Raw genomic sequence first — 16,111 nt, 5'->3', positions numbered from 1 at the left:
GTGTCGGAAAGTTTGCCGTAAGCCGGGTTCTGTACTTCCAGTGGTATAACGGGAACGACCCTCCCACTAACGAAGTTGACAATCATCTATCTAGACCTGCCATTGCTGGCAAGTTCAAGCGACCAACCCGAACGTCCCCGGGCAAGGGTGTGGCTTGACGCCACTACGTTCTCTCGGTCTTGCTCCAGATGGGGTTTACCAGGACTGAAGTCACCAACCGTCCTCGTGGTCTCTTACACCACGGTTCCACCCTTGCCTGTGCCACGCAAAGCGGCCATCGGCGGTCCATTTCTGTGGCACTATCCTTCGGCTCGCGCCGACTGGACGTTATCCAGCATCTTTGCCCTGTGGAGCCCGGACTTTCCTCTCGCAGCTTTCGCTGCCAGCGATTGTCTGTCAAACTTTCCGGTGCATTAGATTAGTATACAGGGTAATGCCCGAAAGCTCAAGTCCAATTTATGCAAAACGAAACGGCTCTGTCGACAAGGTAGACGGAATCGCTTCTGTCGTATATTTTCCAGCCGCCAGCTTCTCATTCAGCCATTCGGCCAGGCGCGGCTTCATAATTTTTTCCACATTATGACCGGGATCAATCAAGGCTACGCCGGCGGCAATCGCATCATGCGCTGTATGGTAGTCGATATCGCCTGTAATAAGAACATCCGCCCCGGCAAACTGCGCATATTTTAAATAGCGGGCTCCCGATCCGCCCAGTACTGCCGCTTTGCGGATAACCCGGTCAGGATCGCCGACTACTCTGACATATGGGACATCGAAAGCCTGTTTGACCCGTTCGACCATCGCCGTTAATGAAACCGGCTCGCCCAGCTTGCCGACCCGTCCCAGCCCGAGCGAGGGCCCTTTCACATCAACCGGGAACAGATCATAGGCCGCTTCCTCATAAGGGTGCGCTTTAATCATCGCTTGCACCGCTTTGCGGCGAATGCTGTCAGGGACGATGATTTCAATTCTTTTTTCCGCTACCCGCTCCAGCTTGCCTTGTTTTCCGATATAAGGGTCTGTATGCTCGCCGGGCAGGAATGTGCCGGTTCCGTCACTTGTAAAGCTGCAATGACTATAGTTGCCAATCTCCCCCGCTCCTGCTCGCCACAGCGCTTGCAGTACTTGATCAGCATGCGTCTCCGGCACATAAACCACTAATTTGTACAGCTGATCTGAATGAACGGCTTCCAGGCAGTCGCGCCCCTGCTCGTTAATACCAAGCAAATCAGCCATCCAGTCATTCATGCCGCCGGCCGTAACATCGAGATTGGTGTGGGAAATGTATACGGCAATATCATTTTTGATCAGCTTTTCATACAGCTTGCCTGCCGGCGTAGATGTATCCAATTTCGCTAATGGGCGGTAAATAATTGCATGATGCGCAATAATCAGCTGGGCGCCGACAAATATTGCCTCATCGACAACCTCCTCCGTCACATCAAGTGCAATCAGCACCTTCCGGACTTCTTTCTGCAATGTCCCTAATTGCAAACCGATTTTATCATTTTCAACCGCATAATGCTTCGGGGCAAATTGCTCCATGAACTGGATCACGACTTGGCCGTTTGCAAACATGCGAGCACCTCCTTGATGGTCTCTATCTCCGCTTGAAAATCAGCAGCCTTCTGCTTTGCCTCCGCGAGGTTGGACTGCGATACCTGCTTATAAATCCGCTCCAGCTTGCGTATTTCCTGCTCCCATTTCCCAATGAATGCAGCGGGAGAAGCTTTCAGCAAATGGGGGCCCATCCAGTACAGCCATTTGGATTGCTCGGCCGGGTCCCGCTGCAAAATAAAGCTGGCCGGATTGTACAATCTGCGATTGCTTTCATCCGCAGCCTGCGCATCTGCACCTTGCTGCGCATGCAAAATTTCATAAAAATGGCCGTCTTCTTCGATAATATGTTCACTTGTTAATACCCAATGATGACTGACAAGCCATTTTCGCACTTCCGCTTCGCCAACATTAGGCTGCAATATAAGCTCCTTTACGCCTAGCAGCTTGCCATCTGCATTGCCCTGCTCCAGAATCGAGGCCATAAGGCTCCCCCCCATTCCGGCAATCGTCACGGTGTCGGCCTCGCCCGGCGTCAGTACGGATAGTCCGTCTCCTTGCCGAACAGCAATTTTGTCCGTCAATCCGGCGTCCGCAACCTGCTTGCAAGCGGCCCGGTACGGCCCCTCATTCAGCTCTCCGGCTACTGCCGACACAGCCCGCCCGCTTTGTAAGAGGTAGACTGGCAGCAAGCCATGATCTGAGCCGATATCGGCGATTTTTGCTCCTTGTTTTACTTGATCTGCAATGATTTGCAATCGTTTCGACAGCTTTATCATGTTAAGCAACCCACGCAATCCATTTTTTTCGCAGCGAAAAGAGCAATATGCCCCCCGCCAAAATTTTGATGATCCATTGCAATGGCAGTTCTGCCGCCTCGGCAACAAAAAAATGCGCATACAACTCCGGCATAAACCATATAATCACCCCGGCGACAAATAATATGGCAGCCACCGGATGCGACCAGCGATGGAAAAACCAGCTGCACCAGCAAAACACAAAAGCAGCCGGCAGCCAATACAGCTGAACCTCATACCATTGTGGCGTTTCCACATAGTTAGCCAACAGATTGGCATAGACAAGAAATATTGTAAGCCAGCCGCACAGATGAAGCAGCGGAATTCGCGCACCAATGCCTAACGCAATCCATAAGACCGCGCATGCCAGCAGCAGTACCGCTTTCCATCCCCACTCTTCAACTTGATGAAGCTGCAGCATATACAATCCTGACCCCAGCAAAACGAGCATTGCGGCGCCAATCAAGCTTAAACCGCCTGCTTCATTAACAGGGCGATAACGATAACCTAAATATAACAACAGCAGCACACTGGAAGTAATTAGACCAATTTGCAATAAAGGGTGGAAAACGCTAAAATAAAGAACAACAAACAATACAATAAAAATAATAGCGAGCGCAAGCAGCCAATGTTTCCAAGAAGCTATTGAGATTGCACGCGCTGCTTTACCGCTTATACTCGTTGGCTGGTGCTCATCCGAATCGGCGTCCGCATATAGATTTAGCAAAAAATCGCAATATTGATCAGGCAGCAGCTTACTTCTTCGCCAATGCTCGATTTCTTTTACGATAATTTTGCGACGTTCCTGGTCCATATCTCTGGTTCCTTTCGCTGCTTGAATCAAGAAAAAGACCCTGCCGCTCACACGGCAAGGTCCTCACTACTACTCGAGAAAATCTTTTAGCCGCTTGCTTCGGCTTGGATGACGCAGCTTGCGGAGCGCCTTCGCTTCAATCTGGCGAATCCGCTCACGCGTGACGCCAAACACTTTGCCTACTTCCTCAAGCGTGCGCGTGCGTCCATCATCCAGGCCAAAACGCAGACGGAGCACATTTTCCTCACGCTCGGTTAATGTATCAAGCACATCCTCCAGCTGCTCTTTCAACAATTCATACGCGGCGGCATCCGCTGGAGCAAGCGCCTCCTGATCCTCAATAAAATCACCCAGGTGGGAATCGTCTTCCTCGCCGATCGGAGTTTCCAAGGAGACCGGTTCTTGAGCAATTTTCATAATTTCCCGCACTTTTTCCGTGCTTAATTCCATTTCGGCAGCAATTTCTTCAGGACTTGGCTCTCTTCCAAGCTCTTGAAGCAGCTGACGCGAAACGCGAACCAGCTTATTAATCGTCTCGACCATATGGACCGGAATACGGATCGTACGCGCTTGATCAGCAATTGCCCGTGTTATTGCCTGGCGAATCCACCATGTGGCATACGTACTAAATTTGAACCCTTTGGACTGGTCGAATTTCTCAACCGCCTTGATCAGGCCCATATTGCCCTCTTGAATCAAATCAAGAAACAGCATGCCGCGGCCAACATAGCGCTTGGCAATGCTGACAACAAGCCGCAAGTTTGCCTCGGCAAGACGGCGTTTGGCTTCTTCGTCGCCATGCTCGATCCGTTTGGCCAGCTCTACCTCGTCATCAGCCGAAAGCAGAGGAACCCGGCCGATTTCCTTCAAATACATCCGTACCGGATCATTGATTTTTATACCTGGCGGAAGCGCTAAATCATCATCAAAATTAAAGTCGTCCTGCTCGCGGTCATGATCGTCCCCCCCAATTGGATGATCGTCGCTCTCATTCACAACTTCAATGCCATGATCGTCAAGCTGCTCGAAAAATTCATCGATTTGTTCCGGGTCCTGATCGAACGGGGATAATTTCTCCATAATCTCTTTATACGTTAAGGAGGATCTTTTCTTCCCTTGTTCGATGAGCTGTTCTTTTACAAGATCCAGCTTTTGTTCGGCATCCAGTTCAGTATGTTGATCATTCGCCATCTTCCGACTCCCTCCTCCCTAGAAAACGAATCATCAGGATGATCCTTTAACCTTTCTCTCTAGGGCTATAATCTCACTTGCAATTTTTGCAGCCAGTAATATGTCGCCGGCTCTTTCCGCGCGCACCACTTCTTCTTTTTTTTGCTCCAGCTCGCGTAGCTCCGCTACTTTTTTAATTTCCTTCACGTATGCCTCAAGCAGCTCATCGTTGAATGGCAGCTCGTCATCAGTCATTAAAATGGAAGCGGCAGTCCGTTCCAAACGGCTGTCTTGGAGCGACGCGACAAAGCGGCTTACATCCGGATCATGGCCTTGTGCGTAATATGCGTATAAATAGGCAGCAAGAGCTGCGTGATCCTCAACGTTAAAAGCTTCCCCGAGCATGTCATGCACCTTGCTCGCCGTTTCTGCATCCTGCAGCATCTGTGCGAGCAGCACCCGCTCCGCCACTTGATATGCGGCAAGCACAGCGGTCGGCTGAGCCGCGGCATGACGTTTTTCATTCCTACCATTATTCCACGAATTATCGTAATTATCCCTTGACGGTTTTAATTTATATTTCTTTTCTCTCTCCTGAAAACAATCCTGTTTCAAGGCCTCGAGCGAAGTATCCACTTCCCGGGACAATTCCTTCAAATAAAACTCGCGCTCGGTAAAGGTATCGAGCTCGGCAATAATGCGAACTGCTTCAAGCGTATAATTTTTTCGACCTTCTTCTTCTAGAAGTATATGGTTTTTTTTCGCATATAGCAGTCTAAATTTAACGGCCGGAACGGATTGCTCAATGACTTCCCGCACAAATGCCAAAGTACCATTCCGTTCGATATACTCATCCGGATCCATGCCTTTGGGCAGCAGCGCCACCATGACGCGCAGGCCGCTCTTTTCCAGCAGCGGAATTGTCTTATGGGCAGCAGCCTGCCCAGCATTGTCGCCATCATAGCAAATGACCGCTTCTTCCACATTGCGCTGAAGTAGTAGGGCATGCTCCTCGGTCAGCGCCGTCCCCATTGTAGCCACACCGTTATGCACGCCGGCGCTCCAAGCTTTCATCACATCCATATAGCCTTCGAAGAGAACGACGGTCCTCGACTTGCGCATAGCAGCGCGTGCATGATGAAAGTTGTACAGATTCCGGCTTTTGTTGAACAGTCTGGTCTCTGGAGAATTTAAATATTTTGGCTGGCCTTCGCCCATTATACGTCCCGCAAAAGCGATCGTCTTGCCATCGCGATTCAAAATCGGAAACATGATGCGATCGCGAAAGCGGTCAATATAACCGCTGCCGTCGTGCTTGGCAATCAACAGCCCGCCTCGTTCCATCTGCTCTGCAGAAAATTCTCGCTTCTCCAAAAAGCGTGTCAGCGTGTCCCATTCCGGGGGAGCATAACCGATCATAAATTGATCGATTTCCTTGTCGCTTACCCCCCGCTTGCGCAAATACTCCATCGCAGGCTGGCCATGCGTCGTATTTTTCAGCAGATAATGATAAAACTTCGCGGTAAGCTCATGCGCGGCAATGAGAGCTTGACGCTCCTGATCCTCCGCTGAGGACGCGCGGCCGGTCGCATTCGTCTGAAAGGCAATCCCGGCCTCCTCCGCCATTACGCGTACAGCTTCCGGGAACGAATACTCCTCAATCTCCTCAATGAACTTAATGACGTTGCCGCCCTTGCCGCAGCCGTAGCAGTGGAAAATCTGCCTTTCAGGCGTGACCGTAAACGATGGCGTCTTCTCCGAATGAAACGGACAAAGACCTTTCATATATTTGCCTTGCTTTGAAAGATGAACATACTTGCCTACCGTTTCCACGATATCATGCTGTTTTAGCACCGCTTCAATAACGGACTCCGGTATTTTTTCATATGCCATTATAAGAACTTCACCTAGCTTCATCATTCAAATGCACGTAAATATTATTCGCTACGGTTCATCAAACTCCTGCCGACTGACCAAAACTTTTGTCAGGTTTTGCTGAAAATAACTTCGGTCTTCCCCGGTAAGCGCCTTTGGCCCCTTGGTTTTTCCCCCTGCTCTCCGTCTTTTGGCCAGTTCGTGGCGCCTTTCCATCAAATAATCGATGTTTCCGTTATCATACAATTGTCCCCGCGGCGAAATCGCCAGCGCTCCCTTGCCAAGCACGATCGCCGCCAGGCCAAAATCCTGCGTAACTACAATATCTCCGCGCGCTACATGATTGGAGATATAGAGATCAACGGACTGATCGCTGCGGTCAACTTGGACGATTCGCACGCCCTCCTCCGGTGCAATAAAATGGTCATACGATGCCACCATCAGCACGGGTGCCAATAATTTTCGAGCGACTTCGACAATTTCACGCTTCACTGGACACGCATCCGCATCTACTATGATCGTTGTCCGGATTGGAATCACCGCATTTTCTATGAAGTACCGTACTATTATATACGTCAATTATTGAAAAAATCCTGCTTGTCAAGGACTTATTGCTAAAAGTTTGTTCAAAAAAACAAATACCGGGAGAGATTAACTCCCCCGGACGATATATTCCATAATTAAGCTGGCCGTCTCCTCTACCGCTTTATGGGATACATCGATGACGACGCAGCCCAGCTTCTGCATAATTTCGTCTGCATAAGCAAGCTCCCGCTCGATGCGGGAAGGCATCGCATAGGATGCGCTGTCCGGCAAGCCAAGTGCCTTTAACCGCTCTTTGCGAATAACGTTCAAATAATGTACCCCGATCGTCAAGCCGATAACTTTGCCTTTGGGAACGCGAAAAAGCTCATCCGGCGGCTTTAGCTCCGGCATCAGCGGCACATTGGCCACTTTAAACTTTTTATGGGCCAAATACATCGAAAGCGGCGTTTTCGACGTTCTCGAGACGCCCACAAGCACAATGTCCGCCTTCAGGATGCCAGTTGTATCGCGCATATCGTCATACTTGACGGCAAATTCTACCGCTTCTACTTTCCGGAAGTAATCCTCGTCCAGCACATGATTCAGACCGGGCTCCTGCCGCGATTTGCGCCCTATCCGCTCTTCGAGGCTTGTAACAAGCGAGCCGAGCAAATCGATCGCAACGACGCCTTTCTCCTCCACCAAATCAGTCAACGCCTGACGAAGCCGAGGAAGAACTAGCGTGTACAAAATGATCGCATTCAGCTCTTTGGCATGTTCGACGACTTTTGCCAGCGTGCCTTCATCCTGGATAAAAGGGGCACGGCGAATATCAGCATGCACCGGATGGAATTGCGCCACCGCCGCTCTTACTACAAGCTCCCCCGTATCACCCGCAGAATCCGAAACGACGTAAATAATTACATCTGTTGTACCGCTTGTCATTTGTTCTTCCTCTCCTTTCTATTACCAGACTAGCTTGGACAAATCCGCAATACGGCCTGTCTGCTCGGCAATTAAAGCTAAAGTTGCCAAACGGTTGGCCCGTACAGCCTCATCCTCAGCCATAACCATGACATGATCAAAATAACGGTTAATATCCGTCTTCAGCAGGGCAAGCTTGGCTAGCGCCTTGGACGCGTCTCCTGCAGCCAGCGCCTCGTCAATGTCGATCCGGACCGCCTGCCAAGCCGAGAACAGCGCCGATTCCGCCGCATCGGCGAATAGTGCCGGATCAACCTGCGACGTTGTCGCCTTTGCAGCCAAGTTGCCAACGCGGGTCAATGCATCGACCACCAGCTTGAATTCGTCGCGGCGATCGCCGGCGGCATGCAGCGTTACAGCTGCCGCCCGCTCCATCGTGCTGTTCAGCTGATCAAAGCCGGCCGCCATGACAGCATCGATCACGTCGTAGCGTACACCTTGCTCGGATAATACATTTTTCACCCGCAGGGCAAAAAATTCATAAAGCTCCTTGCGCACTTCATCCGCTTCGCGCTGCAAGGTATTCGCTTCCGCATGTACATTGAGCGCAATCGCAAACAGCTCGCCGAGCGGCAGCTGGAGATTGTGTGCTGTAATAATTTGCACGATCCCCGCAGCTTGGCGGCGCAAAGCGTACGGATCCTGCGAGCCTGTCGGAATAATTCCGATCGAGAAGCAGCCGACGATCGTATCGATTTTGTCCGCCAGACTGACAATGGCTCCGACCAGCGATGCCGGCGCCTGATCGCCGGCAAAACGCGGCTGATAATGCTCGTTGATTGCGGCAGCTACTTCTTCGCGCTCGCCGGCTTTGCGCGCATAGTCTTCCCCCATCAGCCCCTGCAGCTCAGGGAACTCGTATACCATCTGTGTCACGAGATCGAATTTGCAAATTGCCGCTGTTCTTGCCGCATCGGCTGCAGTCTGCTTATCCGCTTGCAGCAAGGCGCTGATTTTGGCCGCTGTCTTTTCAATGCGCTTCACTTTGTCAGCCACCGTACCAAGCTTTTCATGATAGACAACCGTTGTCAGCTTGGCAAGCGCCTCCTCGATTTTCAGCTTTTGATCTTCCTGATAGAAAAACTTCGCATCCGAGAGACGGGCGCGCAGCACCTTCTCATTGCCTTTGGCCACTTGATCGATCGATTTGCGGTCACCGTTTCGTACCGTTACAAAATAAGGCAGCAGCTTGCCGGCCTGATCCAATACAGGGAAGTATCGCTGATGCTCGCGCATCGAAGTAATCAGTACCTCTTGCGGAATATGCAAAAACGCCGGATCGAATGTGCCGAACAATACGCTTGGATATTCCACCAGGAACAACACTTCTTCAAGCAAATCTTCCTTGATGGCGATTGTCCAGCCTTTTTCGGCTGCCAATGCCTCAATTTGCTCAACAATAAGACGCTCGCGCTCCAGCGGATCGGCGATCACATACTGCTCGCGCATGCGCTCGATATAATCCGCCGGTTTGGCAATTGCCGTTTCTGTACCGAGGAAACGATGCCCGCGCGACGTTTTGCCGCTCGTCACACCGGTAATTTCCAGCGGCACCGTATCCTCGCCGAACATGGCCACAAGCCAGCGAACCGGGCGTACGAAGCGCAGCTCATGGCTGCCCCAGCGCATATTTTTCGGGAATGTCATCGATGTAATTAGAGAGGACAGCCCTTCTGCCAGCAGTTCAGTCGTAGCAACGCCTGCGCTGCTCTTGTTCGCATAAATATAATCCACGCCGCCAATCGTTTTGAAGTAAAACGCGTCCGGATCAACCCCTTGGCTGCGGGCAAAGCCAAGTGCAGCTTTACTCCATGCGCCCTGCTCGTCCTGAGCGATTTTGCGGGACGGGCCCTTTACTTCCTCCTCGACGTCCGCTTGTTTCTCAGCAACGCTGTTTATTAAAACGGCTAATCTGCGAGGCGTAGCGTATGCGCTGACTTCTCCGTACGAAATGCGCGAAGCATCCAGCCACTTTGTCATTTTTTCCTTTAGCTGATTGATCGCACCGCGCACGAATCGCGCCGGCACTTCTTCCAGTCCGATCTCAAGCAGCAAATCCTTACTCATGGTCGCTCGCTCCTTTCTTCAATAACGGGAATCCCAGCCGCTCGCGCTCTTCCAAATAAGTCGCCGCACAAGCGCGCGCCATATTCCGTACCCGTCCAATATAGCCTGTACGCTCCGTTACACTGATGGCGCCGCGCGCATCAAGCAAGTTGAAAGTATGCGAGCATTTCAGCACATAGTCATATGCGGGGAACACCAGCTTGCTTTCCATCGCCCGCTTCGCTTCCTGCTCATACATATTAAACAGGGTGAAGAGCATCGCCGAATCGGACACTTCAAACGTATACTTGGAATGCTCATATTCCGGCTGCAGGAAGACGTCGCCGTAGGTTACTCCTTCCACCCATTCCAAATCGAATACATTTTCTTTATTTTGAATATAGGAAGCCAGCCGCTCCATGCCATAAGTAATCTCTACAGCTACGGGCGCAACGTCTATGCCGCCTACCTGCTGGAAGTACGTGAACTGCGTAATTTCCATCCCGTCCAGCCATACTTCCCAGCCAAGCCCCCAGGCCCCCAGTGTAGGAGCTTCCCAGTTATCCTCAACGAAACGGATATCATGGTGCTCCGGATCAATCCCGAGACGTTTCAGACTCTCCAGATAGAGCTCCTGAATATTGTCCGGGGAAGGCTTCAAAATGACTTGAAACTGATGATGCTGATATAAGCGGTTCGGATTTTCACCGTACCGGCCGTCTACCGGACGGCGGGAAGGCTCGACATAGGCCACATTCCACGGCTCCGGGCCGATCGAGCGCAGGAATGTCATCGGATTCATCGTTCCCGCACCCTTTTCAACATCATACGGCTGAACAAGAATGCAATTTTGTTCTGCCCAGAATTGCTGGAGCGTCAAAATCATTCCTTGAAAATTCATTTGGCTTGCATCTCCTTTGTCAGTTTCGTAACAATCTGTTTATCATCACGACAGGTCAGACGGTGCCGATATTAAAAAAGCTCCCGTCCCTACGTCTGATGACAGACGTAGGGACGAGAGCGTATCTCCCGCGGTTCCACCCTACTTGGCTGCTAGGTCAAGCAGCCCGCTTTCTCCAAAACCAGAAACTCCGAAGCGCCCTTCGTCAAGCTGTCTGCCTTGAGCTTCCACCGTCCTCAAGTCGCTAGATCGAGACATATGCCGACTACTCTCTTCATCATTGTATTCTGCTGATTTCTTATCCATTATTATAGCCGTTTTTCTGCCGCTGTCAACAAAAGCCCTCCCGCTATTGCATACGGTCCGCATCAAGGCGCGAATTTATCCAGCTGATCTAAAAATGCCCGCGATTTCAGCTGGATGCCGATATGCGTATCAACCAGATGGCGCATCGACAGCTTCAGCTGTTTCTTCGTCTCATCCTTTACTTGAATCGCTCCGAGGCGCCGCAAATCCAGCTCGCGGAACAGCCGCAGCAGCTTCAGCGCCCCGTCTCCCAGCTCAAAAGCTTGCGGATCCCGATGCTTGCAATTGCGGCAAATTACGCCCCCCGCGCGCGCGCTGAGCCACATCGGTCCTACCACATTCCCGCAAGCAGCGCAAGCGGCGAACTCCGGTCCGTATCCCGCGGCCTGCAGCAGCTTTAATTCGTAGATTTGGATGACAATTCCCGGATCCTTGCCTTCAGTCAAGGCAGTCAAGCAAGCTCGTAACTGTTCAAACATAAAGGCGCTCGCATCTTCCTCCTGCAGCACGCGATCCGTCAATTCGGCCGCATAGGAAGCATAGGCTGCAAGCTCCAGCTGTTCACGCAAAAGATGGTGAGATTCTATAATCTCACCATGCGTCAGCGTTCCGAGTCCGCTATTTCGAAAAAATAAAAATTCGCCATAAGTAAACAGCTGCGCCAATGACCCGTAATGGCTCTTTACTTTTTTTGCGCCGCGAATAATTATGCCTACTTTGCCATGAGTATTCGTCAGCAATGTTACGATTTTATTGCCTTCCCCATAATCCATGCTGCGGACGACTATCCCCTCGACCCGGTACTGCATGCATGTCTCCCCTTATATTGCCCGAGGTCCCAGGCAAGACGCATTACGACAATGCGGAATCTCCATCTGAGCTGTCCTCATCCGTTTCCGCAGAAGGATCAGCAGCCATTTCGGTATCCAAGACTGACTCGCCTTTCACCGCCTTATACAGCATGAAGGCTTCAACATCTCCAGTTAACGAAAAGTATTTCCAAGAAAAATCCCGCATCCGTCTTCCTCCCTTTCGCTGCATCCTGTTTCACATGCTGTTAGGATGCGACACAAGGGCATGTCCTATGCCAGCGATCGGCGGGCAATGTTTTCCTATCGTGACTCACTCGTTGCGGAAGCCCAAATCCTTTAATATGCGTTCCTGGTTCCGCCAATCCTTTTTTACCTTGACCCATAACTCCAAAAAGGTTCGGGAGCCGAGCAGCAGCTCGATGTCTTTGCGCGCTTGCTTGCCTACCTCTTTTAGCAGCGCTCCCTGCTTGCCAATGACAATGCCCTTTTGCGAGTCTCTTTCCACAAAAATAACGGCGCCGATATATACGACTCCATTGTCCTGAACACGCATATCTTCAATCGTAACCGCAATCGAATGCGGTATTTCCTCGCGTGTCAAATGCAGTATTTTCTCGCGAATTAATTCTGCGCACACGAATTGCTCAGGGTGATCCGTAATTTGGTCAGCCGGATAATATTGCGGCCCTTCAGGCAAATAGCCGGTCAGCACCTCCAGCAAGGTTGAAATATTGTTTCCCTGCAGCGCTGAAATCGGCACAACTTCAGTAAACTCATGCAATTCCTTATATTGGGCAATTAAGGGAAGCAGCTGCTCCGGCTCTACTTTGTCGATTTTATTCATTATTAAAAATACAGGCGTGTTCACCTTTTTGAGCTGTTCGATAATGTAGCGGTCGCCGCCGCCAAGCCCTTCGGCCACATCGATCAGAAACAGTACGGCATCGACCTCGCCGAGTGTGCCGACCGCCGATTGGTTCATCATATCGCCCAGCTTATGCTGCGGCTTATGGATGCCCGGCGTATCGAGAAAGACAATTTGCGTATGCTCCGTTGTATAGACGCCATGAATTTTATTGCGCGTCGTTTGCGGCTTATCGGACATAATCGCTATTTTTTGTCCGATCATTTCATTGATTAGTGTAGACTTGCCGACGTTAGGGCGGCCGACAATCGCTACAAACCCTGAACGAAATGGTTCGTTCTGTTCCTTCATTCCAGTTCCTCCTGACCAGGCTGATCGTTACTGAGACAAGACTGCCCATACATGCGGGCCGAATAATAGCAAGCCGATTACGACAGAGGCGATTGCGGTTACAAGCACGGCGCCAGCCGCCATATCTTTGGCCGCTTTTGCCAGCGGATGCCGCTCCGCGCTGGCCAGGTCCACCACCCGCTCAACTGCGCTATTCACCAATTCTGCAGCGATTACCATGGCCATTGTCAGGACCAATATGATCCATTCGAAACGCGTCATTTGCAGCATAAGGCCGGCAACCGTCACCACAATTGCCGCGGCGGTATGAAAACGCAAATGGCGCTCTGTACGAAAAGCATTAACGATGCCGGACAACGCATATTTGACATTATGCCAAAAACGGATCATTAGCGAGTCAAACCTTCCATTTGCAGAACAGCTTCCTGTTTCTGCGTCATGATCGCTTCACTTTCTTCATCCTGATGATCATATCCGATTAGATGCAAAAAACCGTGAACAAACAAAAATCCGATTTCCCGCTCGAAGGAATGGCCATACTCTTCACTTTGTGCCAGCGCCCGGTCTACCGAAATGATAATATCGCCAAGCATCGTATCGATCGGCAATTCGTCGTCTTCGCTTTCAACCTCATATAAAATATCCAGTTCCTCGTCCGTCTCCTCCTGCATAGCGAAAGACAATACATCTGTCGGACGGTCAATGCCGCGATAGGTGTTGTTCAACTGGTGGATTTCCTCATCATCAACGAATGTTAAAGCAACATCGCCTTCGAAAATCCCTTCCGTCTGGGCAGCCAGCTGTAGCAAGCGCTCCAGCCGGCCTACCAGTTCTTCCGGAATATTTATACGTTCCTGCTCATTGCTCCATTCCAAGCGTAAACTCATTGCGCCCGCTCCTTTGGCTTGACATCTTCCGGATATTCGATCCGCGAATGGAAAATACCAATTACCGATTCCTTTAATGAATGGGCGATTTTATCCAGCTCTTTAAGCGTCAGATCGCAATCGCTCAATTGACCGTCATCAAGACGGTCTTTAATAATTTTGTTGATCATCGATTCTACTTGCTCGACTGTCGGATTCCGCAGGCTGCGCACAGCCGCCTCGACACAATCGGATATGCCGACGATCGCCGCTTCCTTCGATTGCGCTTTAGGTCCGGGATAACGGAAGTCATCCTCCGTAAAGTCCGGCTCAACGCCTTCTGCCTCGGCTTCCTTCAGTGCCTTGTGATAGAAATATTTCAAAAAGGTTGTACCGTGATGCTGCTCGGCAATATCGCGAATCGGTTTCGGAATATTGTGCCCCTTGAGCATCTCGACGCCATCGCGCGCATGTGCTACGATAATCGACTTGCTCAGCTGCGGATCGATCTGATCATGCGGATTTTCCATATTCGTCTGGTTCTCGATAAAGTAGCTTGGCCGCTTCGTTTTGCCGATATCATGATAGAACGATCCTACCCGGCACAGCAGGCCATTGGCGCCAATCGTCTCCGCGGCAGCCTCCGACAGATTGCCCACCATGACACTGTGGTGATAAGTGCCTGGCGTTTCCGTCAGCAGCTTGCGCAGTAACGGATGATTCGGATTGGACAGCTCCACCAGCTTCAAGGCGGACAAAATGCCAAACGTAATTTCAAAGAACGGCATTAGCCCGATAACAAGCACTGCTGTCAACAAACCGCTTGCAAAGGCAAAGGCAACCGTCATAATCATCGCCGTCTGATCCGGAAGCTCGCCCAGCAGCAGAATGGCTAGTATAGAAGCTGAACCGAACAGGCTCGCCATGATGCCGGCTTTCAAAATCATCGAACGCTGCCCTGCTCTATGAATCGAGAAGATGGCGGCAAAGGAGACGATCGCTTCCACAAATCCGTAATTGAAATCGAACATCCGGCCCGAATCCATATTAAAAATAATGCTGCCTGTAATCGCGAATATAAAGGTGCTGACAATGGCCAACTGCACATCGATCAGCATTGTAATGAGCATCGTCCCCATCGCCACAGGGGCCAAATAACCGACATACGGCATCGCATCCGTCTGCGTCAATTCTACAATTTGCATGGCCAGCATATTTAATAGAAATATAAGAAGCAGCATGGCCAGCTGGGCATTGTTATATTTTTTATTCGCATCCCCCGTCATGCTTCCGGCCTTTTCCACATAGCTGTAGACGACGATAAGCAGCAATACTGACAGCAGCAGCAAGCCCAGCTGCGGCCAGTAGGACCGTTTGTCCTGCAGCAATTTCAGTTCAGCCAGACGATCGTACACCTCTTGTGTAATCATTTCGCCCTTTTTAACAATCACGTCGCCCTGTTTGATCATGACCGGCGGCGTATTTTCCTTCGCCTTCACCCTAGCTTCGTTGGTCGCTTCTTTGTCAAGGAACTTGTTCGGCATGATGGCATAGCGGGCCAATTCCTGCACAATTTCCCGCGTCTTGCGCTCGGTGAGCGAGCTCGCATTGACCAGCTCTGCTACTTTTGTACGCGCCGTTTCCGCCTCGCGCAGCGGATCGCTCATCAGCTTTTTGACGATTTCCAAAGCAACTTGGCGCATCTCCATCAGCTGTGCGCTGCTCAAGGAAGGAAGCTTATAATACGTTTCCTCAGGGATCCGGTAAGCCTGAGATTTTACGGCTGCAGCCAGATCTTCCAGCAGCGTATCGTTATAATCGCCTTCGCCCCGGCTCTTTTGGACGAAGCGATCGATATAATCGTTATACAGTTGCGGCAGCTCATTGCGGTATATATTCACCTTATTTTGTTCCGTTACCTGGTCATCGCGATTTAGCTGCTCCAGCCGCGTAAAGATTTGCTCCAGCAGCGATTCCGCCCGCAGCGCAACAATTGAAAAACTAGGCTCCAGACGTTCAGCCGCCGCCTCCTGTGCGGCCAGTGTCGCTTTTTTGTCTTCAGTGGCAACCGGTGCCTCGATATCGCGATCGATCGGTTTATTCAATTCAATATTATATGTCTTCGGCAGCAAATGCGGCGCAAGACTGAAATAGAACAATAACAGAAACAGAAGCATTAAAGCCCAGCGAACCGCCGGGCTGTGCTTCCATCCAATCTGCATGGTAACATCCCTCCCTGTAT

General features: G+C 50.9%; 15 protein-coding genes and 1 other RNA gene. All 16 read right to left on the bottom strand.

Annotated features, from left to right (window positions below; genetic code table 11):
- Positions 1-3 precede the first annotated feature (3 nt).
- Positions 4-405, bottom strand: an RNA gene (gene rnpB, locus ACFQ0N_RS24595) — RNase P RNA component class A.
- Between the two features lie 51 nt (positions 406-456).
- Complete coding sequence (locus tag ACFQ0N_RS24590) at positions 457-1,578, bottom strand: Nif3-like dinuclear metal center hexameric protein (protein WP_379331255.1); 1,122 nt, start codon at positions 1,576-1,578, stop codon at positions 457-459.
- Positions 1,554-2,333 carry a tRNA (adenine(22)-N(1))-methyltransferase gene (locus ACFQ0N_RS24585; RefSeq protein WP_483874992.1) on the bottom strand — a complete coding sequence of 260 codons (780 nt, stop codon included), beginning with the start codon at positions 2,331-2,333 and terminating at the stop codon, positions 1,554-1,556. The genes ACFQ0N_RS24590 and ACFQ0N_RS24585 overlap by 25 nt, the downstream gene beginning before the upstream one ends.
- A gap of 4 nt (positions 2,334-2,337) precedes the next feature.
- Positions 2,338-3,198 carry a hypothetical protein gene (locus ACFQ0N_RS24580; RefSeq protein WP_379331251.1) on the bottom strand — a complete coding sequence of 287 codons (861 nt, stop codon included), beginning with the start codon at positions 3,196-3,198 and terminating at the stop codon, positions 2,338-2,340.
- Between the two features lie 39 nt (positions 3,199-3,237).
- On the bottom strand, positions 3,238-4,359 hold the full coding sequence (gene rpoD / locus ACFQ0N_RS24575) for an RNA polymerase sigma factor RpoD (RefSeq protein WP_379331249.1): 1,122 nt from the start codon (positions 4,357-4,359) through the stop codon (positions 3,238-3,240).
- Between the two features lie 33 nt (positions 4,360-4,392).
- Positions 4,393-6,231 (bottom strand): DNA primase, encoded by a 1,839-nt coding sequence (gene dnaG, locus ACFQ0N_RS24570; RefSeq protein WP_379331247.1) that lies wholly within the window; start codon positions 6,229-6,231, stop codon positions 4,393-4,395.
- A 51-nt stretch (positions 6,232-6,282) separates the two neighbouring features.
- Positions 6,283-6,744: a YaiI/YqxD family protein gene (locus ACFQ0N_RS24565; protein WP_379331431.1), complete on the bottom strand. Its 462-nt coding sequence runs from the start codon at positions 6,742-6,744 to the stop codon at positions 6,283-6,285.
- Between the two features lie 120 nt (positions 6,745-6,864).
- A complete protein-coding gene (locus ACFQ0N_RS24560) occupies positions 6,865-7,683 on the bottom strand; it encodes a pyruvate, water dikinase regulatory protein (RefSeq protein WP_379331245.1) in 819 nt (272 codons plus the stop codon).
- A 21-nt stretch (positions 7,684-7,704) separates the two neighbouring features.
- Entirely contained in the window at positions 7,705-9,789 is a 2,085-nt protein-coding gene (glyS, locus tag ACFQ0N_RS24555) for a glycine--tRNA ligase subunit beta (RefSeq protein ID WP_379331243.1), read from the bottom strand.
- A complete protein-coding gene (gene glyQ, locus ACFQ0N_RS24550; RefSeq protein ID WP_379331241.1) occupies positions 9,782-10,669 on the bottom strand; it encodes a glycine--tRNA ligase subunit alpha in 888 nt (295 codons plus the stop codon). The genes glyS and glyQ overlap by 8 nt, the downstream gene beginning before the upstream one ends.
- A 368-nt stretch (positions 10,670-11,037) precedes the next feature.
- Complete coding sequence (gene recO, locus ACFQ0N_RS24545; RefSeq protein WP_379331239.1) at positions 11,038-11,784, bottom strand: DNA repair protein RecO; 747 nt, start codon at positions 11,782-11,784, stop codon at positions 11,038-11,040.
- 43 nt (positions 11,785-11,827) lie between these two features.
- A complete protein-coding gene (locus ACFQ0N_RS24540) occupies positions 11,828-11,992 on the bottom strand; it encodes a YqzL family protein (RefSeq protein WP_379331237.1) in 165 nt (54 codons plus the stop codon).
- A gap of 105 nt (positions 11,993-12,097) precedes the next feature.
- Positions 12,098-13,003 (bottom strand): GTPase Era, encoded by a 906-nt coding sequence (gene era, locus ACFQ0N_RS24535; protein WP_379331235.1) that lies wholly within the window; start codon positions 13,001-13,003, stop codon positions 12,098-12,100.
- Positions 13,004-13,030: 27 nt separating this feature from the next.
- Positions 13,031-13,393, bottom strand: coding sequence for a diacylglycerol kinase family protein (locus tag ACFQ0N_RS24530; protein WP_379331233.1), 363 nt, complete (start codon positions 13,391-13,393; stop codon positions 13,031-13,033).
- Positions 13,393-13,890, bottom strand: coding sequence for an rRNA maturation RNase YbeY (gene ybeY, locus ACFQ0N_RS24525; RefSeq protein WP_379331231.1), 498 nt, complete (start codon positions 13,888-13,890; stop codon positions 13,393-13,395). Before ybeY ends, ACFQ0N_RS24530 begins: the two co-directional genes overlap by 1 nt.
- Entirely contained in the window at positions 13,887-16,091 is a 2,205-nt protein-coding gene (locus ACFQ0N_RS24520; protein WP_379331229.1) for an HD family phosphohydrolase, read from the bottom strand. Before ACFQ0N_RS24520 ends, ybeY begins: the two co-directional genes overlap by 4 nt.
- Positions 16,092-16,111: the final 20 nt, after the last annotated feature.

The sequence above is a fragment of the Paenibacillus sp. GCM10027626 genome, from assembly GCF_042676285.1.
Classification (GTDB): domain Bacteria; phylum Bacillota; class Bacilli; order Paenibacillales; family Paenibacillaceae; genus Paenibacillus_Z.
This window is presented reverse-complemented; position numbering and strand designations above follow the sequence as displayed.

Bases quoted from the DNA above. Each gene is read 5' to 3' on its own strand.
- recO (WP_379331239.1), bottom strand. From the start codon at position 11,784: ATGCAGTACCGGGTCGAGGGGATAGTCGTCCGCAGCATGGATTATGGG.
- rpoD (WP_379331249.1), bottom strand. From the start codon at position 4,359: ATGGCGAATGATCAACATACTGAACTGGATGCCGAACAAAAGCTGGAT.
- ybeY (WP_379331231.1), bottom strand. From the start codon at position 13,890: ATGAGTTTACGCTTGGAATGGAGCAATGAGCAGGAACGTATAAATATT.
- ACFQ0N_RS24530 (WP_379331233.1), bottom strand. From the start codon at position 13,393: ATGATCCGTTTTTGGCATAATGTCAAATATGCGTTGTCCGGCATCGTT.
- ACFQ0N_RS24590 (WP_379331255.1), bottom strand. From the start codon at position 1,578: ATGTTTGCAAACGGCCAAGTCGTGATCCAGTTCATGGAGCAATTTGCC.
- ACFQ0N_RS24560 (WP_379331245.1), bottom strand. From the start codon at position 7,683: ATGACAAGCGGTACAACAGATGTAATTATTTACGTCGTTTCGGATTCT.
- ACFQ0N_RS24540 (WP_379331237.1), bottom strand. From the start codon at position 11,992: ATGCGGGATTTTTCTTGGAAATACTTTTCGTTAACTGGAGATGTTGAA.
- era (WP_379331235.1), bottom strand. From the start codon at position 13,003: ATGAAGGAACAGAACGAACCATTTCGTTCAGGGTTTGTAGCGATTGTC.
- glyS (WP_379331243.1), bottom strand. From the start codon at position 9,789: ATGAGTAAGGATTTGCTGCTTGAGATCGGACTGGAAGAAGTGCCGGCG.
- glyQ (WP_379331241.1), bottom strand. From the start codon at position 10,669: ATGAATTTTCAAGGAATGATTTTGACGCTCCAGCAATTCTGGGCAGAA.
- ACFQ0N_RS24520 (WP_379331229.1), bottom strand. From the start codon at position 16,091: ATGCAGATTGGATGGAAGCACAGCCCGGCGGTTCGCTGGGCTTTAATG.
- dnaG (WP_379331247.1), bottom strand. From the start codon at position 6,231: ATGGCATATGAAAAAATACCGGAGTCCGTTATTGAAGCGGTGCTAAAA.